This is a genomic window from Rhizobium sp. SJZ105, from assembly GCF_007828365.1.
Classification (GTDB): domain Bacteria; phylum Pseudomonadota; class Alphaproteobacteria; order Rhizobiales; family Rhizobiaceae; genus Agrobacterium; species Agrobacterium tumefaciens.
Genome location: NZ_VIUP01000010.1, coordinates 126136 through 144467 on the forward strand (window position 1 = coordinate 126136; position 18332 = coordinate 144467).

20 protein-coding genes are annotated in these 18332 nt (G+C 57.2%); 7 read left to right on the forward strand and 13 right to left on the reverse strand.

All coding sequences use genetic code 11. The features are described 5' to 3' along the window. Positions 1 to 151: 151 nt before the first annotated feature. From FB593_RS22695 to FB593_RS22715, 5 genes are all read right to left on the reverse strand, one after another. Positions 152 to 2134 (reverse strand): amidohydrolase, encoded by a 1983-nt coding sequence (locus FB593_RS22695; protein WP_013762172.1) that lies wholly within the window; start codon positions 2132 to 2134, stop codon positions 152 to 154. Then, positions 2134 to 2421: a XapX domain-containing protein gene (locus tag FB593_RS22700; protein WP_003519470.1), complete on the reverse strand. Its 288-nt coding sequence runs from the start codon at positions 2419 to 2421 to the stop codon at positions 2134 to 2136. Before FB593_RS22700 ends, FB593_RS22695 begins: the two co-directional genes overlap by 1 nt. A gap of 62 nt (positions 2422 to 2483) precedes the next feature. Then, entirely contained in the window at positions 2484 to 3173 is a 690-nt protein-coding gene (locus FB593_RS22705; protein WP_013762171.1) for a hydrolase, read from the reverse strand. Between the two features lie 723 nt (positions 3174 to 3896). Beyond that, complete coding sequence (locus tag FB593_RS22710) at positions 3897 to 4814, reverse strand: LysR family transcriptional regulator (protein ID WP_003519232.1); 918 nt, start codon at positions 4812 to 4814, stop codon at positions 3897 to 3899. Between the two features lie 57 nt (positions 4815 to 4871). Next, on the reverse strand, positions 4872 to 5804 hold the full coding sequence (locus FB593_RS22715) for a VOC family protein (RefSeq protein WP_003519234.1): 933 nt from the start codon (positions 5802 to 5804) through the stop codon (positions 4872 to 4874). A gap of 120 nt (positions 5805 to 5924) precedes the next feature. On the opposite strand from FB593_RS22715, the gene FB593_RS22720 reads away from it, so the two are divergent. Continuing rightward, entirely contained in the window at positions 5925 to 6824 is a 900-nt protein-coding gene (locus tag FB593_RS22720) for a LysR family transcriptional regulator (protein ID WP_003519235.1), read from the forward strand. Here FB593_RS22720 and FB593_RS22725 read toward each other — a convergent pair. The 3 genes from FB593_RS22725 to FB593_RS22735 form a co-directional block, all read right to left on the reverse strand. Beyond that, entirely contained in the window at positions 6811 to 7521 is a 711-nt protein-coding gene (locus tag FB593_RS22725) for a gamma-glutamylcyclotransferase (RefSeq protein WP_186447958.1), read from the reverse strand. The two genes, FB593_RS22720 and FB593_RS22725, sit on opposite strands and share 14 nt — an antisense overlap. Before the next feature lie 75 nt (positions 7522 to 7596). Continuing rightward, positions 7597 to 8577, reverse strand: coding sequence for an alpha/beta fold hydrolase (locus FB593_RS22730; protein ID WP_019566822.1), 981 nt, complete (start codon positions 8575 to 8577; stop codon positions 7597 to 7599). Positions 8578 to 8764: 187 nt separating this feature from the next. Next, positions 8765 to 9556 (reverse strand): alpha/beta fold hydrolase, encoded by a 792-nt coding sequence (locus FB593_RS22735; RefSeq protein WP_145167012.1) that lies wholly within the window; start codon positions 9554 to 9556, stop codon positions 8765 to 8767. Positions 9557 to 9699: 143 nt separating this feature from the next. Between FB593_RS22735 and FB593_RS22740 the strand changes: the two genes are divergently transcribed. After that, entirely contained in the window at positions 9700 to 10167 is a 468-nt protein-coding gene (locus tag FB593_RS22740; protein WP_003519242.1) for a MarR family winged helix-turn-helix transcriptional regulator, read from the forward strand. A 21-nt stretch (positions 10168 to 10188) separates the two neighbouring features. On the opposite strand, the gene FB593_RS22745 is transcribed toward FB593_RS22740, so the two are convergent. Together FB593_RS22745 and FB593_RS22750 are read right to left on the reverse strand one after the other, a co-directional pair. Further along, positions 10189 to 10968: an SDR family oxidoreductase gene (locus FB593_RS22745; RefSeq protein WP_013762165.1), complete on the reverse strand. Its 780-nt coding sequence runs from the start codon at positions 10966 to 10968 to the stop codon at positions 10189 to 10191. Beyond that, the gene (locus tag FB593_RS22750; protein ID WP_003519246.1) at positions 10965 to 11288 is read right to left on the reverse strand and encodes a nuclear transport factor 2 family protein; all 324 of its coding nucleotides are present in this window, start codon (positions 11286 to 11288) and stop codon (positions 10965 to 10967) included. The genes FB593_RS22745 and FB593_RS22750 overlap by 4 nt, the downstream gene beginning before the upstream one ends. A 47-nt stretch (positions 11289 to 11335) precedes the next feature. On the opposite strand from FB593_RS22750, the gene FB593_RS22755 reads away from it, so the two are divergent. Continuing rightward, positions 11336 to 12289, forward strand: a complete 954-nt coding sequence (locus FB593_RS22755; RefSeq protein WP_025595167.1) for a LysR family transcriptional regulator — start codon at positions 11336 to 11338, stop codon at positions 12287 to 12289. A gap of 71 nt (positions 12290 to 12360) precedes the next feature. On the opposite strand, the gene FB593_RS22760 is transcribed toward FB593_RS22755, so the two are convergent. From FB593_RS22760 to FB593_RS22770, 3 genes are read right to left on the reverse strand one after another with little or no spacing between them, the layout of a single operon-like run. After that, positions 12361 to 13332: an alpha/beta fold hydrolase gene (locus FB593_RS22760; protein ID WP_003519249.1), complete on the reverse strand. Its 972-nt coding sequence runs from the start codon at positions 13330 to 13332 to the stop codon at positions 12361 to 12363. Between the two features lie 24 nt (positions 13333 to 13356). Beyond that, positions 13357 to 13875, reverse strand: coding sequence for a Dps family protein (locus FB593_RS22765; protein WP_003519251.1), 519 nt, complete (start codon positions 13873 to 13875; stop codon positions 13357 to 13359). Between the two features lie 44 nt (positions 13876 to 13919). Beyond that, on the reverse strand, positions 13920 to 14939 hold the full coding sequence (locus FB593_RS22770; protein WP_145167013.1) for a cupin domain-containing protein: 1020 nt from the start codon (positions 14937 to 14939) through the stop codon (positions 13920 to 13922). Between the two features lie 332 nt (positions 14940 to 15271). Between FB593_RS22770 and FB593_RS22775 the strand changes: the two genes are divergently transcribed. The 4 genes from FB593_RS22775 to FB593_RS22790 all read left to right on the forward strand — a co-directional run bounded on the left by FB593_RS22775 (position 15272) and on the right by FB593_RS22790 (position 18310). After that, on the forward strand, positions 15272 to 16879 hold the full coding sequence (locus FB593_RS22775) for an ATP-binding protein (RefSeq protein ID WP_236768967.1): 1608 nt from the start codon (positions 15272 to 15274) through the stop codon (positions 16877 to 16879). Beyond that, positions 16872 to 17513 carry a response regulator transcription factor gene (locus tag FB593_RS22780; RefSeq protein ID WP_145167014.1) on the forward strand — a complete coding sequence of 214 codons (642 nt, stop codon included), beginning with the start codon at positions 16872 to 16874 and terminating at the stop codon, positions 17511 to 17513. The genes FB593_RS22775 and FB593_RS22780 overlap by 8 nt, the downstream gene beginning before the upstream one ends. 91 nt (positions 17514 to 17604) lie before the next feature. Then, positions 17605 to 17976 carry a response regulator transcription factor gene (locus tag FB593_RS22785; protein WP_003519258.1) on the forward strand — a complete coding sequence of 124 codons (372 nt, stop codon included), beginning with the start codon at positions 17605 to 17607 and terminating at the stop codon, positions 17974 to 17976. 28 nt (positions 17977 to 18004) lie between these two features. Then, positions 18005 to 18310: a UBP-type zinc finger domain-containing protein gene (locus FB593_RS22790; protein ID WP_003519260.1), complete on the forward strand. Its 306-nt coding sequence runs from the start codon at positions 18005 to 18007 to the stop codon at positions 18308 to 18310. Positions 18311 to 18332: the final 22 nt, after the last annotated feature.

Consider the following 18332-nt stretch of genomic DNA (forward strand, 5'->3'; position numbering starts at 1 on the left):
GACGGGATCGAGCGGCCGCGTTTGATGGAGCGATATTGGCCGGTGATCGCTCTGCCAACAATTGCAGCAATAGTTTCGATTTAATTGCCAATATTGCAATTATGGGGTCGGATCGCTTGGGCGAACAGAAGTCGCCCAAGCGATGACACGATCAGACTGCCCAGCAAGAGCAGCCAAGAGCGCCGAAGAAACCCTTGAGGTCGGCGATCGGAAGTTTCGAGGTCCAGGCTCCCGCATGGTCGTGACCATGCACGCCGCAATCGCTGGCGCAGCCACAGGTCGAGATAGCCGTGCGCCTTAGAGACCGCGCGCCAGCACCTTCCGGCTCGCCCCATGCAGCATATCCGCCGAACTTGCGGACTGGAGACCAGTCGGGCATTGCAGGCGGCACGTCGTTCTCGTCGAGCGTTTTGAAGTCACCCGCTCCATAGACGATTTTGCCGCCAACCATGGTCAGCTCCGATACCAGGAACGAGATCTCGTCTTCGGCGCAGGAGAAGAAGTCCTTGTCGGGAACGACAAGGTCGGCGAACTGGCCTTTCTCGATACGGCCTTTCTTGCCTTCTTCATTCGAAAACCATGTGACTTTTTCAGTCCACATCCGCAGAGCCGTCTCGCGATCAAGGCAGTTGGCGCGCGGATAGAGTTGCATGCCACCTACCGTCTTGCCGGTCACCATCCAGGACAGCGAGACCCAGGGGTTGTAGGAGGCGACGCGTGTCGCATCCGTGCCGGCAGAAACGTTGACGCCCTTGTCGAGCATCTTTCGGATCGGTGGGGTCGCTTCGGCAACGCCTTGGCCATATCGCTCGACAAAATATTCGCCCTGATAGGCCATGCGATGCTGGGTTGCGATGCCGCCACCAAGGGCCGCAATGCGGTCGATGGACCGGTCCGAGATGGTTTCGGCATGGTCGAAGAACCAGTTCAGACCTTCAAGCGGAATGTCCTTGTTGACCTTCTCGAAGACATCAAGCGAACGGGAGATTGTCTCGTCATACGTGGCGTGCATGCGCCATGGCCAACGGTTCTCGGCCAGAACGCGCACCACTTCTTCGAGTTCACCTTCCATTTCCGGCGCCATTTCCGGACGTGGCTGGCGAAAGTCCTCGAAGTCCGCCGCGGAGAAGACCAGCATTTCGCCGGCACCGTTGTGACGGAAATAGTCGTTGCCCTGCTTGTATTTGACCGAAGACGTCCAGTTGAGAAAGTCTTGCTTTTCTTCCTTGGGCTTCTGGGTAAAGAGATTATAGGCCAGACGCACCGTCATCTGGTTCTCATCAGAGAGTTTTTGAATGACCTCGTAGTCATCAGGGTAGTTCTGGAAGCCACCGCCTGCATCAATCACACCCGTTACGCCAAGACGATTGAGCTCACGCATGAAATGGCGGGTGGAGTTGACCTGATAGTCGAGAGGCAGTTTGGGTCCCTTGGCAAGGGTGGAATAGAGAATGCCGGCATTAGGCTTGGCCAGCAACAGGCCAGTCGGATTGCCGTTGGCATCACGGGTGATTTCGCCACCGGGTGGATTGGGCGTATCGCGGGTGTAACCGACGGCGCGCAGTGCAGCGCCGTTCAAGAGCGCGCGGTCATAGAGGTGCAGCAGAAATACTGGGGTATCTGGCGCAACCGCGTTGATCTCCTCGATCGTCGGAAGACGCTTCTCCGCAAACTGGTGTTCGGTGAACCCGCCGACAACACGCACCCATTGCGGGGCTGGCGTTATCGCCACCTGGCGCTTGAGCATGTCCATTGCATCTGCCAGCGAGCGCACGCCGTCCCAGCGCAATTCCATATTGTAGTTTAGCCCGCCACGCACAACGTGGGTGTGGTTATCGATGAGGCCGGGCAGGACGCGCTTGCCCTTGAGATCGACGATCCTGGTGTTGGAACCAGCAAGGGACATGACCTCGCTGTCCGAACCGACTTCAAGAAACAGTCCATCCTTGATGGCGACCGCGGTCGCGTTTGGATTGGTGCGGTCAAGGGTCGTGAAACGACCGTTATGGAGGATCAGGTCTGGGTGCATGGTATCTATTCCGGTCTGGTTGGGATCGGCGGCATTGGCCTTTGAGAAGAGGTTCGAAAACGCCAGGCTCGAGGCCGCTCCAAGGAAGGTTCGGCGCGTCGTCATCAGCTCCGCTCCTCCAAATTGGTTTGCGAACGATGGGCAATCTCCGGAGAATTTCCGCCCTTCGGCATGTGACCGAACATGTGGGGCTTCACCTGCTGGAGCCAGGAAACCGCTGCCGGCTCCTTGCTCCAGAGCGATTTGGCGAGCGGGATGATCTGCTCACCGACGAGAATGCCGAGCAGGCCGACAAGCGCGATAACCGGCGGAGCAGGCGAACGCACGTTGAGCAGGCTGTAGACGATGCCGACCAGCAGACCCGCGCCAAGAGACAGAAGATAGATTTTCATGAGAGTCATCCTCGTTAAAACGGACAACCGCTCCGATGCGTCACCGGAGCGGTTGATCTGGCTTACTTCGCGGGGTTCGGGCCGATGCGCTTGCCATGGCTGACGCGTTCGGCACCGCCGTGGACGTGAGTGACCGCGTAATCGATGCCCATGCCGTAAGCGCCGGAATGCTCCTTCACCAGTGTGGTGACCGCATCGTAGGTTTCCTTGCGAGCCCAGTCGCGCTGCCATTCGAGCAAGACCTGCTGCCAGGTGACGGGTATGACGCCAGCCTGCACCATGCGGTCCATTGCATATTTGTGCGCATCGGAAGAGGTGCCGCCGGAAGCGTCGGCGACCATGTAGATTTCGTACTCCGGAACGTCATGCAAAGCAGAGAGTGCAAAGGTCGTGTTGCAGACTTCGGTCCACAGACCGGAGACGACAATCTTCTTGCGGCCGTTTGCAGCATTCTTTGCCAGCGCATCGCGTACGTTCTGATCATCCCAGGAGTTCATCGAGGTGCGTTCAAGGATGTCATTCTGCGGATAGACGGCCAAAAGTTCGGGGAAGGTGTTGCCGGAGAAGCTCTCGGTCTCAACCGTGGTAATCGTGGTTGGCACGTTGAAAATCTTAGCAGCCTTGGCCAAGCCAACGACGTTGTTCTTCAGGGTCTGGCGGTCGATAGACTGAACGCCGAATGCCATCTGCGGCTGCTGATCGATGAAAATGAGCTGGCTGTTGGCGGGGGTAAGAACTTCAAGCTTGGACATGTCAATTCCTCTTCGGTTGTTTTGGACCGCGAATGCGGCCGGTGATGAAATGAGCAGGACCTTTCGGACGGATGCCGTGCCCTGGGACACAGCTTCCAAGACCGTCGGGAGGTTGAAACCGATGCTTTCTTTCGCTTGCTGCCTCGGCTGCTGAAAGAAAAGGTAGCGCGACTTGCGACCCCGTAGAATTGCAATATTAATTGGGAATGAATTGCTTTTATCGCAATAATAATCTCTCGATTCGGCTGAGCTGCGGACTTCGCACGGGGCAGCGATACGCGGCCACGCGTTCCGAAAACTTCTGAAGGAAATTTGATGCGCAGAGTCGGCCTTGAAGACCTCTGCAGCGTCCTTGGTTTCGCTGCTCGGTGGAAAGCGATTTGGCTGAATTTGCTCTGCGCGGCACTGCCAGTGAACAACGGTTGCGCGGTGTGTGAGCCGCGTAATCCTTGGCAGTCTGCCGTTGAGTATTGACGCGACAAGATGGCGGGTCACCGTTGGCATTGACGCCCCATATCGCGATCACGTCGCCTTATACTTGATCTGAACAACCGTTATTCCAAATTGCAGGTGGGTTCGTGCGACCAAGGAGCCAAGCCTGTCAAAGCATACTCCCATTCGGGATAGAGCCACGGGCTCACATCAGCCGTGGGATATCGTCAAAGGAGAACGTGGAGAAGCCCGCCGTTGTGGAGTAACTATCCATGGATATGGATAAAGCTATCAGGACGTGGCGATGCCCTCATCGTAGGCAGAAAACACGCCCGCAACCCAGTCTGCAAATACCCGATACTTCACGCTCGGAAACCGGCCCGCTGGCCTAACTATGTGAACAGGATAACGTGGTGGCGCCCAATCTTGCAGGATGGGGACCAGTGCGCCGCGAGCGATATGGGCGCGTGCCAAGAATTCAAATGTCTGTCCAATACCCAGCCCCGCCAATATTCCATGCAAATGCGCAGTCGCATCACTGGTGGAGAGCTTGATCGGGCTGTAGATTTCTATTTTCTCGTCACCATTCATCAATCGCACTGGTGCGGCCTTCAGGCTGCGCGCGAAAAAGTACTGAACGAAAACATGATCACGCTGCAGATCCGATGGCGAAGCTGGCACGCCGTATTTTTCGAGGTACGCCGGGGTGGCGCAGGTTACTATCTCGACGCTGCATAGTTTCTTCGCAACAAGAGATGCGCTGGGCAGATCTCCGGCACGAATGACGCAATCTATTCCCTCTTCAACGATGTCGGCCTGACGTTCTGTCACACCAAGGTGCAACTCGATCTCTGGATAGAGCGCGTAAAACTCTGGCAACCGAGGGATCAGAATCGTATTGGCGAAGGTCCCTCCTACGTCAACACGAAGTTTTCCCCTGGTGGCAAGGCGCCCGCGGGTCGCCTCGTTGTTCATTTCATCGAAATCGGCGATCAGCCGGAGGGCGCGCTCGTAATAAGCAACGCCCTCGGGTGTCACCGTGAGTGAACGTGTCGTTCGTTCCAACAATTTGAGGCTCAAGCTGGCCTCAAGATCCTGAACAAGCTTGCTCACGGTGGACCGTGGCGCACCCATCGTGCTGGCAGCCTTTGCAAAGGATCCGGCCTCGACGACGCGAACAAAGGCTCTGATTGCTCCCAATTGATCCATTGGCATTTCTCCATAGAAGCCCGATCAGTTGCCACAGACACCAGTGAGCGGGGGTTGTTAGGCAGTCAGCGGCTCGAGATTTGCCTGGATCTGGTCACGGAACGCTTCATACCGGCTCGGCAACTTAAGCGCCTCGCCCAGATGTGCCGTGTCCTCGTCCCGGTCAAACCCCGGCTCGTTCGTGGCAATCTCGAACAACACGCCGCCTGGTGTGCGGAAGTAGATTGCCCAGAAATAATCGCGGTCAATGACGGGCGTAACCTGATAACCGGTGTCCATCAGTGCCTTGCGAACTTCGAGTTGCTTTTCGCGGTTTTCGACGGCAAAGGCGATATGGTGAACCGAGCCGGCGCCCTGACGGGCAAACGACGTTTTCGGCAGTGCTGCGACATCAATCGTGTCGGCGCCGTTTCCATTGGGAATGATAAAGCGGGTCACGTCACCTTCCTTCTCGGCGCGTTGATACCCCATGAAACCCAGAAGCTCTTCTGTCGCGGCAGTATCGTGCAGGCTGAACCGGGCGCCGGCAAAACCGCGGATAGCTGCATCGCCCGGAATGCCGTCCGCCAGCCACGGCGCGCGGTTGTCATCGGCAGATTCAATCAGCGCCAGACTGTCGCCGTCCGGACCCATGAATTGAAGTCTGTTGGCGCCAAAGACGGTGTCAGTTTTCAAGCCATCGACACCGTGTGCGGTAAACCGATCCTGCCAGAATTTCAATGCGCCCTTTGGCACGGAGAACTGGGTTTCCCCGACCTCACCAACACCGGGACGACCCAGCATCATGTTCGGGAAAGGGAAGTAGGTCATGACAGTGCCGGCAGAGCCGTTCTCGTCACCATAATAAAGGTGGTAGACGTTCGGGTCGTCGAAGTTAACGGTCTGCTTGACGCGACGCAGGCCCAGTGTGTCGGTGAAGAAGCGATTGTTCTGACGCGCATCCGAAGCCATTGAGGTTACGTGATGCAGTCCCTTGATATCCTTGATCATGTCCTTGCCTTTCAATGTCGCCGTTAGTGTTTGGCTGTTGACGAATATCTAGACCGATTGATCACACCAGAGAATTGCAATATTAATTTCGACTGCGTTGCTCTTTTTGAAACAATCCCAATGAACGATTACAAAGCTCTGCGAACCTTCCTCCTTGCGGCCGAAAAGCGAAATTTCGCCCAGGTTGCCCGCGAACTCGACATGACGCCGGCTGCAGTCACAAGGGCTATTGCGGCACTTGAAGCCGAACTCGGCGTTCAGCTGTTTGTCCGTACGACCCGGCAAGTGTCGCTGACAACAGACGGTGCGATCTTCGCCGCCCAGATTCAGCCGGCGGTGAAGACGCTTGAAGAAGCGCGCCGCGACGTGATGAACGCTCACAAAGCCGACGAAGGGCGTCTCAGGATCAGTGCGCCGACGTGGTTTGGCAAGGCGGTGCTCCCACCGATCCTCTCCGGCTTCAAAGAGCGGTACCCGAAGATGGGCTTCGAGATATCACTGTCCGACGGACTGGTGAATATCGTTGATGATGACTACGATCTGGCGATCCGCATCTCGTCTCAGCCATCGGACAAGTTCACGATATGGAGGAAAATCCGCGTCGTGCCGCGCATTCTGGTTGCGGCACCGGGAAGCCGGTTTGTCGAGATGCAGCATCCGAACGAGCTGACGCCAGACGATTGCCTCGCCTATAGCGGCGAAAGCCGGCGAGAGAACTGGGTGCTCTCGGACGGCGGCTCGAGCATGACGATATCGGCAGGGCGCGCCTTCAGCGCCAATAATGGTGAGGTTCTGGCCGACATGGCCGCAGATGGAGCAGGCGTTGCCATGCTGCCGAACTTTCATGTCTCGGAACACCTCAAGAGTGGGCGCCTCGTGCACGTCTTCAAGGGCTGGGCTCCACCCGATCTGTGGTTGACCCTCTACTACCCGCCCTATCAGGCTCTGCCTCCCCGCATTGCATCCTTCTCCAAATTCTTCGAGGAGCAGGTTGCGGCGCAGATGGTCATGCTTGATTGATATCCCGGACTGTCCCGCCACAGCGTCCTTGCTGTGCGGAGATCTCGGCCGCGACCCGCGCCTGTAACTGCCAGAGGTTTCGATCGCGAATGCCCTCTGCCTGAAGATCGACGATCGTGTTGTGCAGATACTGGGCGCAGGAACCGCCCTCTCCGCAGGCGCTGGCGATCAGTTTTGCGGTCGTTTCCACCGGTAGCGGCGCCGTCAGACCCGCGCGCTTTGTGCTCGCCCAGAATGTCAGAGCCTTCTGGATGCCGTCAGGCGTTTTGACCTTTACCCAGCGCACCATGTCGATGACTTCCCGATACCTGATTTCGCGGGCGACGAGAGCTCGAAGGTCGTCACGCCGCCGCTCGGACGAGAGTTGCAGGATGACGCCGTCGCACTGTCCACCACGCTCAAGCGCCATCATCAGACCTGGCTGCGCGCTCGTTGCCCGCCAGCGCTCGATTTTCAGGGAAAACGAACGATGCCAGCCATGGGCGGTGGCACGTCGCCTGCCGGCTGGCTTGAACTCAGGATTCCAGATGAGGGAACCGTATGCAAACACCCAGATCGGATCGCTATCGGCTTCACGCTCGATAGCGGCAACCAGAGCGTCAAGTTCTGCTTCAGATAACGGCGTCCAGCCCGGCTCCGGGCCGTCGTCACGGACGTCTCTGATGGTCAGGGCTACAAGCTCGGGCGTCAACTGCATCGTCGTCTCGATCGGTAGTACGGCAAGGATTGCATCAGTGGCCGTGGCAGGTTCCGCCACGGCCACCTCTTATCGTCAGGATCGAATGAATGCCAGAAGATCGGCGTTCAGCACATCGGCATTCACGGTCAGCATGCCATGCGAGAAGCCGGGATAGGTCTTCAGCGAACCATTCTTCAGCAGCTTGGCGGACTTCAGTGCAGAATCCGCGATTGGAACGATCTGATCGTCTTCGCCGTGGAGAACGAGCGTCGGCACCGTGATTGCCTTCAGATCTTCCGTCTGGTCGGTTTCGGAGAAGGCCTTGATGCCATCATAGTGCGCCTTTGCACCGCCCATCATGCCCTGGCGCCACCAATTCTGGATTACGCCTTCCTGAACCTTGGCGCCATCGCGGTTAAAACCGTAGAACGGGCCGGCCGGGACGTCGCGGAAGAATTGCGCCCGATTGGCCGCCAGCGCCGAACGGAAGCCGTCGAACACTTCGATCGGCAGGCCTTCTGGATTGGCTGCGGTCTTCAGCATCAGTGGCGGGACTGCCGATACCAGAACGGCCTTGGCGACACGACCGGCCGGCTGACCAAACTTCGCCACATAGCGCGCCACTTCGCCACCGCCGGTGGAATGGCCGATATGCACGGCATTTTTCAGGTCCAGCGCTTCGACGACAGCGAAAGCGTCGGCGGCATAGTGGTCCATATCATGCCCTTCGGAGACCTGGGCAGAGCGTCCGTGGCCACGGCGATCATGGGCAACGACCCGGTAACCGTTGGCGAGGAAGAACAGCATCTGGGCATCCCAGTCGTCAGACGATAACGGCCAGCCGTGATGAAATACGATGGGCTGAGCATCCTTGGAGCCCCAATCCTTGTAGAATATTTCGACGCCGTCCTTGGTGGTGATAGTACCCATGGTCTTGTTTCCTTCGATTGATGTGTTGGTGGGGGCAGCGTTTGCTGCGAAGGTGAATACGGGTGAAATGGCCATCGCCGCTGCGGCTGCACCAACTGAAAGCAGTGCGCCACGGCGCGTTATGGAAAAGTCGTTCTGGGTCATCTCACGTCCTGCAAATGTATGGTTTCGTGTTTCAGGCGACGCCGTTGCTCGTCTGATGCGTGGATATTGCTACCAAGTCGCGGGCACAACAATTGAACTAATAATTCATAGTTTGTTGTGAAATTCGAAATAATACGTTCCGGTCGTTATCGGGACAGTGCGGATTGTCCCGATAACGCGGAATCTATCATTTCTGCTTTGCCGAGACGGCCTTGGCGGCAGCATCGATGGTATCAGCGACGACCGTCGGCTGCGTCATGAACAGGGCGTGGCTTGCTGAGACCTTGGTGATCTTGGCTTTGATGCGTTCGGCCATATGGATCAGCATTGCCTGGTCGAATGCCTTGTCCTCGGTAGCGATCACAGCCCAGCTGGGCTTGGTGCGCCAGGCAGCATGTTCGAGCTTCGTGCCGAACGCCGACATGTTGATCGGGACCTGAGCGTCCCTCATGAACGCAACATCGGCATCGCTAACGTCATGAGCAAAACCAGCCTTGAACTTTGCCGGGCTGACATATCCAAAACCATCCTTCGTGGTTTCGATGACGAATTCCGATGCGGGAGCAAACCCCTGATATTGCTGGGCTGTCGTTTCGCCGGCATCTGGTGAGAGCGCAGAGACATAGACGAGGCCAGCAACCTTTTCATCAACGCCCGCTTCTGTAATGACCGAGCCGCCCCAGGAATGTCCGACCAGAATGACCGGACCGTCCTGCCGCTCGAGAGCACGCTTTGTGGCGGCAACGTCGTCCGCCAGAGAGGTCAGGGGATTCTGGACGATGGTCACGCGGTAACCACGCTTTGTGAGATTGTCGTAGACACCCTTCCAGCCAGAGCCGTCAGCAAAAGCGCCATGGACAAGCACGACGTTTTTTACGGACTGGTTCTGGGAAATGGTGTCGGCAGCGTTTGCCGGCAGTGCGGCAGACAATGCGGCGGTGGCAATTGCAGAAAGGGCGGTTGCGGACTTGCGTGTCATGGCTTCTTCCTTTTTGTTTTGCGATAACTGTTATCGCGATACACATAAGCTGACAGATGCCGACCCTTCCGTCAAGATAATTCTTATCGCGATATTTATTTTTGCCATATGATTGGCTATATGTATGTGTGAAGGAGCCTAGAATGACCATACGTCACAACAATCCACCGCCTTTGCACGACCAGCTGTGCTACGCAATTTATACTGCCGGCATTGCCATCCAGCGCGCTTACAAGCCCCTTCTGGATGAGCTGGGGCTGACGTACCCGCAATATCTCGTGCTAAACGTGCTTTGGAGCGGAGATGAGCAAACCGTTGGCGCCATTGCAAACGCCCTCGCATTGGAATCGAGCACACTGACGCCGCTCTTGAAGCGCCTTGAGACAGCCGGCTTGTTGCGCAGGACCAGAAACCTCAGCAATGAGCGGCAGGTGGTCATCGCTTTGACCGAGGAAGGCCGCGCATTGCAGCACAGGGCGGGCTGCCTCAGCGACACCTTGCTTGCAGCTTCAATGCAAACTCCAAAGGAGCTGGCCGATCTGAACCACGACGTCCGCCATCTCCGCGACGCGATCTATTCACAGATCGGCGGGTGGGACGCGCCCGCCTGATCTGCAGGCGCATCTCGGAACCTACGCTGTCGGCACCGTCCCCCCATCAATTGTGTATTCGGTACCAGTAATCGAAGCCGCACGGTCGGAAGCGAGGAAGGCGATCAGGTTTGCGACCTCTTCCGGTTTTGCCGGGCGGCCGAGCGGAATGCCGCCCAGTCCATCCATGATGATCTTCTTGCCACCCTCAAGGTCAGTTCCGGCCTGCTTCGCCAGGCGCTCTGCAAGGTGGACGGAGGCTTCCGTTTCGATCCAGCCCGGCGAAACCCGAACGACACGCACACCTTTGGGCGACACTTCCTTCGACATCGCCTTGCTATAGGTCGAAAGTGCCGCTTTTGCTGCGGCATAGGCTGTTGTCGATTCCGGAAGTGGCAGGACTCTCTGGATGGATGTCACATGCACGACGACGCCGCTTCCCCGGGCGACCATATCCGGGACCAGTTGCCGATCCAGCCGGACAGCCGGATAAAGGTTAAGCGACATTTCCTTGTGCCAGTCATCCTCCGACAGGGCAGAAAAGCCGCCCCCCGATGCTGAGGAGCCACCCAGCATATGGACGATGACATCGACGCCGCCAAGGCGCCGCCGCGTGGCCTCTGCGACGATTTCACATCCCTCTTCGGTGCTCAGGTCCGCATCGACGAACAATTCTTCCGGCATGTTTTCCGGACGGGCACGCGCTGTCGTCAGCACCTTTGCGCCTAGTTCGCGAAACAGGCTGACGGTCGCAGCGCCAGCACCCTTGGTTCCAGCCGTAATGAGTGCGCGTTTGCCTTTCAGATTGAGAAAGTCGATCATGACCGGATCTCCAGCCTGACGATCCTGTCGTCCTTGATCGTGAAGGCATGGATTAGCATCACCGGACTACCGGGAAACTTGCCACTCACCCTCGCCCGCACGAGTACCTTGTCACCGTCAACCGTGGTTTCCACAGGTTCGGCAACGTATTGAGCCGAACTCTTGGCGGCCACCCACCATTGACGGATGGCGGCAGTGCCCTGATAGCGGGCATTCTCGTCCTCGACCACCGCATCGACATCAAGCGTTTGCAACAGCCCGTCGGCATCGTTGCGGGTGTCGGCGTCAAAATACATATTCACAACTTGGGGCATATCCATCTTATTTCTCCTTGTGAGGTGCCCCTAAGTTAGTGCTCTACCATTGCATGGATAAGTGGGATAAATATGCACGTGATGTTGAACAGATCGGGATAATGGAACAGTTAAACCTTAGGGAACTCGAAGCAGTCATCGCGATCGCCAGGCGCGGGACGTTTCGCGCAGCGGCTATCGATCTCGGTATGTCCACAACTGCGCTCAGCCACACCATCGGCAGGCTTGAGGCGGGGCTCGGCGTACGATTGTTCAATCGCACCACGCGCAGCGTCTCGCTGACAGATGCCGGCAGGCTCTTTGTACAGCAGGTTGCGCCTTCGCTTCAGGACCTTCATGCCGCTCTGGAAACGGTTCGCTCACAACGCGAGACACCGTCTGGAACGATACGCATCAATGCGGCACCGTTTGCAGCACGCGCCATCATCTCACCGCTCGTGCTTGAGTTCCTGCGTCGCTATCCCGAGATGAATGTCGATCTGGTCACGGAAGGAAAAATGGTTGATATCGTCAATGACGGTTTTGATCTGGGCGTCAGGGTGGCAGGTCTCGTTCCCAGCGACATGATTGCCGTTTCGCTCGGCCGGCCCCAGCGACACGCTGTTGTTGGTTCTCCGGACTATTTCGCACAACATCCTAAACCCGTGGTTCCTCCGGATCTTCTCAATCACAGATGCATTCGCGTTCGCTTGCCGGACGGCTCACTGTTTCGATGGCGGTTTGAAAAAGACGACGAGCCGGTGCAAATCGATGTGCGAGGCCCGATCACACTTGATGAAGCGGGCCTTGTGAGGACTTCGGTGCTGGAAGGTACCGGCCTGGGCTATACCATGGAAGAGGAAGTGCTCCCCGACATCAAAGCGGGGCGCCTTGTCCGGGTGCTGGAGGACTGGACACCACCGTATCCGGGGCTCTGCCTGTATTATCCCGGGCGCCGCAATCTGTCGGCTGGAGTGAAAGCGTTTCTTGATCTGGCCCGCGAGCTTTCGCGACGAGCTGCTGACTAACCCGCTGACCCCGCATTTGTAGTGGCGGCCCTTTGGGGAGCCGCCACATACGTCTTGGGATGGGGAAACAATCAAGCCTTGATGAAGGCCAACAGGTCTGGATTGATCACGTCGGCATGCGTGGTCAGCATCCCGTGCGGGAAGCCCTTGTAGATCTTCATCGTGCTGTTCTTGATCAGTTTGGCCTGAAGCTCCACGGCGGCCTTGTAGGGAACGACCTGGTCGTCATCACCCTGGGTCACCAGCGTGGGAACGGTAATCGCCTTCAAGTCTTCGGTCTGATCTGTCTCCGAAAACGCCTTGATACCTTCATAGTGCGCCACGGCGCTGCCCATCATCCCCTGGCGCCACCAATTGTCGATCACACCCTGCGAAACTTTCGCATCCGGCCGGTTGAAACCATAAAATGGGCCCGACGCAACATCGAGGAAGAACTGCGCGCGATTGGCTGCCAGGGCGCTACGGAACCCATCGAAGACTTCCATCGGCGTGCCATCAGGATTGCCTGCGGTTTTCAGCATCAGCGGCGGAACGGCGCTGACGAGGATTGCCTTTGCCACGCGTCCCTGTGGCTGACCATGCCGTGCGACGTACCGAGCGACTTCGCCGCCGCCTGTGGAGTGACCGATATGAACGGCATTGCGCAGGTCAAGATATTCGGCGACGGCGGAGGCATCGGCAGCGTAATGATCCATGTCGTGACCATTGCTCACCTGGCTGGAGCGTCCATGGCCGCGGCGGTCATGGGCCACAACACGATATCCCTTGCTGAGGAAGAACAGCATCTGGGCATCCCAGTCGTCTGACGACAGCGGCCAGCCATGGTGGAAGACGATCGGCTGTGCATCCTTCGGACCCCAGTCCTTGAAGAAGATCTCTACGCCGTCTTTGGTGGTGACGAAATTCGTGGTCATCGATGCAATTCCTTCTGGGTTACGGGAAATTTTCTTTTCGGAAGCCATCGCCGGCATGGCCAAGGCCAGAGAAACCGTGGTGCCGGCCAACAGGACCTGCCGACGGGACAGTGAAAGTTCGTTGATCATGGGCCTCTCCGAAATTTCGCGCGCTCATTCGGCGCCGCGGGTGCTTTCGAACAGGAACCAGGCACGGCGCTCTGCCTCATCCACCCAGTTTTCGATCAGGCTGGCGGTTGCGATGTCGCCATGGTCTTCACAAAGATTGTGTGTCGCCTTCATCAGCGAGACGAGTGTGAGGTTATCGTCGCGAAGCTCGGCCAGCATATCCGCCGGGGTCACGAAATCGGCGTCGTTGTCGAGAAGCCGCTGCAACCTGGAAATATGGCTGATCGAACGAAGTGTGGTGCCGCCGATCTTGCGGGCTCGCTCGGCAATGTCATCCGTCATGGCGAAGATCTGCTCGCCCTGCTCGTCCAGCATCAGGTGGTAATCACGGAAATGCGGACCGCTCATATGCCAGTGAAAATTCTTCGTCTTGAGATAAAGCGCGAAGACATCGGCCAGCAGCGCCGTCAACGCGCCGGAAATATCGGCGGTTGCGTTCGTGCCAAGGGCAGTCGGTGTTGCAAGAGGCGACTTGCGATGTTTTTCAGCGAGGGTGCGGTTCATGGTAATCTCCATTGGGTTTGGGTTTGGATTTGGATTTCAGGGTTTCAGAGCTGTGCAACGATCAGCGGATCGTCGATATCGACAGGAAGAGGCAGGAGGGCTTGCTCGGAAAGGCCCAACTGGCTAGCGATCACATTGCGTGAATAACCGGCCGCCGCTGCTCGGTAACCGATATCTTGTGGCGCGCTGTGACTGAAGAAAATCAGGATATGCAGTGTGCCACTGCCGGCGTTTTCGATGTGATGCGGGTAAGCCGGCGGCACGAAATAGGCGTCACCCGGATGGATCGAATAAGTGTCAGCGCTTCCATCGGGATCAAGGACTGTCATCTGACCGGTCCCTTCGAGCACATAGCCCATTTCGGCGGTCTCGGGGTGCCAGTGCGGTTCGCGCAGGCCAATCTCGCTGATGCGGACAGAAAACATCGAAAGACCATCGAGAGCAGACCAAGCCGGAGCCTGCGCGGTCCTTGCAGAGCCCGCCGGCGACGATACGTGCGGCGCTGACTCCTCGACACGGAATTTGAGCCTGTTTGGATGAAGCGCCTGCTTTTCAATGGCTGGCTGGGCCTGCAGGTCGAATATCTCTGTGTTTGCGTTCAGCCTGCCAAAACTCGGCGGCTTTTGCGGTTGCCACTCGAATGTGCTTAGCAGCACGGCGTCGGACATCACGTCGAAGGCGCCAGACAGGCTGAAATCTTCCGGATCCTCGTTCGAAAAGGCAAGGATGAACTCCGCCTCCGTCTCACCGGTATTTTCAATTGCGTGAACCATGCCTGACGGAACGAAGAACATTTCGCCAATGCCGATAAGAAAGACATCGCGGCTGCCATGATTGCCGACGACAGTCACCAGTGCCTGGCCGCGGACACAGTAGCCTAGTTCATTGGCATTCGCATGCCAGTGAGGCTCCCTGATCGCGTGTGCCGTGAGCACCAGCCTGCGTATTGAAAGGCCTTTGAGGATTGGCAGTTGATCGCGACCAAGGCGCATGATCGATCCCGCCGGGCTTTCGAAGGCTGCAGGCCGGTCCTTGAGAGAAAAAACATGTTTTGAAATCTGCATCTTCAGCTCCTGCCCACATCGTTTGTTTGACGAGATGGTTGTAGGCGAGGATCTGGTCGCGCGGTATCCAATGCTTGGTTAGTCGGACTGACACCTAAGTATAGTGGCTCGCCTGCCGAACCGAGGCTACAAATTCAGGCCCTCCACTGAAGAGATGCTGGATGCCAATGCACCCTGAATTTTCAAGCGCGCCCTTTCACATGGATGTCGCGATCCATCTGAGGCCATCCCAGTCCTGGAATGGCCTTTCTTTTTTGCGCGGTTATGAGATTGAGTTTGCATAGGAATATTGGAATTGCCATTTGCGTTTTGGCAGCAGGGATGGCTTGATAATGCGGTCGATCTCAACGTGGGAAATCTCCTTGCATTCGCTGGTCCTGGTAAACCCGGAAAGACGGCTGCCGGCGCGCTTTGAACTTTGCGTGCTCGTCTGCGCATTTTTGCTCGCAGCGCTGATCTTCTATCTCGATACCTATACCGACATTCACAGCGCGCTTGCCACGCTCTATGTCATCACCTTGCTTCTGTCGGCAGAAACCCTGACAGAAAAAGGAACGATGCTGGTGACCGGTATCTGTATCAGTCTGGCGGCAGTCTCGTATCTTGCAGCTCATGGGCTGCAAACCGACCTCGCCGCAACCCTACGCCTGGCGGTCGCGGTTGCTGCAATGTTGATCACCTGCGCCTTGATCATCCGCAATCAGCGCGCGCGCCTCAATCTTGTGAAATTCAATGCCGCCCTGCAGAGCAGCGAAGAGCGCTACCGGACGATTTTCGAGCAAAGCCGCGTTGCACTTTGGGAGCGCGACTATTCGCAGGTCCGCGCCATGCTGATGGCGTTGAAAGCAGATGGTGTCAAAGACCTTAGTGCTCACGCTCGGGAGAACCCGGATTTTCTGGAGCAATGCATCGTCAGCGTCCCTACCGTTGCCGCCAACGCGGCGGCACTTGAATTGCTGGGTCATGTGGGCAACAACAATCCCGGCGCCATGCGCCGCTATATTGCCCAGGACGACGCCACCTTTCTCGATCTCATCGCGGCAATTTTCAACAACGAGACGCATTTCGAAGGCAAGGGCAGCATCATCACCAGCGATGGCACCAGCAAATTTGTGCTGCTGACCGTTGGCTTTCCTGAAGATCCTGCCAATTTCAACCGTGTCATTGTCGGTATGTTCGACATTACGGAACGGGAACTCGCCCAGAAAGCACTGTTCGAGGCCCAGGCGGAATTGGCATTGGCGTCGCGCGCGGCAACCGTCGGTGCGTTATCTGCCTCGCTCGCGCACGAACTCAATCAGCCGCTCGGCGCCTTGGTGGTCAACGCCCAGACCCTGCAGCGCTGGCTGGATCGCGACCCGCCGGATCTGGCAGCCGTTTCCCGCTCAGCTGAGCGCATCGCTCGTGACAGCCAGCGTGCCAGCGACATCATTCAGAGCGCAAGATCAATGCTTGGTAACCGCCCGCCCGATATCGAGTCGGTTTCGCTGGCCGATCTCGTCACGGAGACACGCGCGCTGATGGAGAGCGAGCTGGTCAGAAATGGGGTCATTGTTGAAATAGCTGAAGCAAGCGATGTGCCCACCGTCAACGCTGTGCGGATAGAGCTGCAGCAAGTCTTGATCAACCTGATCACCAATTCCCTTCACGCCATGGCCGAAACCCCGGAAGCGATGCGGCGGATATCGGTAACGATCGAGCCTGGGGATGGTCAAAGCGTGATCATCAAGGTTCTCGACACAGGTCCCGGGCTCAGTCCGGACGTTCTCAAAAACCTGTTCAAACCATTCTGCACGACCAAACCAACCGGGCTTGGCATGGGCCTTGCCATCTGCCGCAGCATGCTCGAAGCCCGCGGCGGCACGCTGTCTGCCAGCAATCACATCAATGGTGGCGCATTGTTCGAAATGATCGTCCCGATGGAGGCAACCCATGAATGATGCGAGAAAGTCCGGCAAACCGCCGAACGGCGATACGCCGGTTGTCTACGTCGTCGATGACGATACTGCGATACGCGAGGCTTTGGTCGATCTGTTCCTGTCAATTCGAACAGAAGCAAAATCCTTTGAAAGCGCCCAGGACCTGCTCGAAAATGCCGATCTGGACCGACCTGGCTGCATTCTTCTCGACGTTCGCCTGCCCGGTGCGAACGGCCTTGATTTTCAGCTCCACCTGGAAAAACTCGGCAACCGAATGCCGATCATCTTCATGACGGGTCACGGTGATATACCAATGACAGTCCGTGCCATGAAAGCAGGCGCCATCGACTTCCTGACCAAACCTTTTCGGGACCAGGACATCCTCGACGCCGTCTCGGTCGCTTTTCAGAAAGATCGGGAAATGCGCCAGCAATCTGCTGCAAATGGCGCCGTCGTGGAACTGGCCAAGACATTGACCTGCCGCGAGCATGAGGTCATGACGGCTGTCGTGCAAGGCCTGATGAACAAGCAGATTGCGTTCAACCTCGGGATCAGCGAGATCACGGTCAAGCTGCATCGCGGCAATGTCATGCGCAAAATGGAGGCGCGCTCCGTAGCCGAACTGGTGCGCAAGGCGGAACTGCTAGGCCTTTGAGGCCAAAACCTAGACCCTTGTATGGTGCAATGTTGTGTCTCGATGGCGCATATAGAAGCCAGTTGATTTTAAGAGGCAAGGCCCAATCAAATTGTCCAAAACACCTGTCATAGCCATCGTTGACGACGATCGGTCGATCCGCGAAGCCCTTGACGATCTCGTTTTGTCCTGCGGTTACGAGAGCCGGCTGTTTTCGTCTGCGGAAGACTTTCTGGCCCGCGGTGATCGCGTCGCGATCGACTGCATGCTGGTCGACGTTAAAATGCCAGGCTTAAGCGGCATCCAGATGCAGGACGTGTTAAACTCGCGTGGTGATCAAAAGCCGCCGATGATCTTCATGACATCCTATTGCGACGAGCGAACGAGAGCAGCGGCAATGGATGGCGGTGCATTCGCATTCCTTGGGAAGCCAGTCGATTTCAACCAGCTTATACTGTGTCTTGAAGAAGCACTGAAGCACTGAAATTTCCAACACGTTCAGGAGTGGAACCATGTCTGATCAATGCTCGCACCTGCCGACGATCCGATCGGTCAAGCCCATGACGCTTGGCTGCGAGGAATGTCTCGAAACTGGCCAGATATGGCTTCATTTGAGGCTCTGCCGCGAATGTGGTCATGTCGGCTGCTGCGATCAGTCCCCCGGCCGCCACGCGACCGCGCATTTCCACACCACCCGCCACCCCATCATCGAGGGCTATGACCCGCCGGAAGGCTGGGGCTGGTGTTATGTGGACGAAACCATGGTGGACCTGCCTGATCAGACACCGCAACGCGGGCCGATACCGCGATATTACTGAAACTTCGCCGAAAAATCGGCGG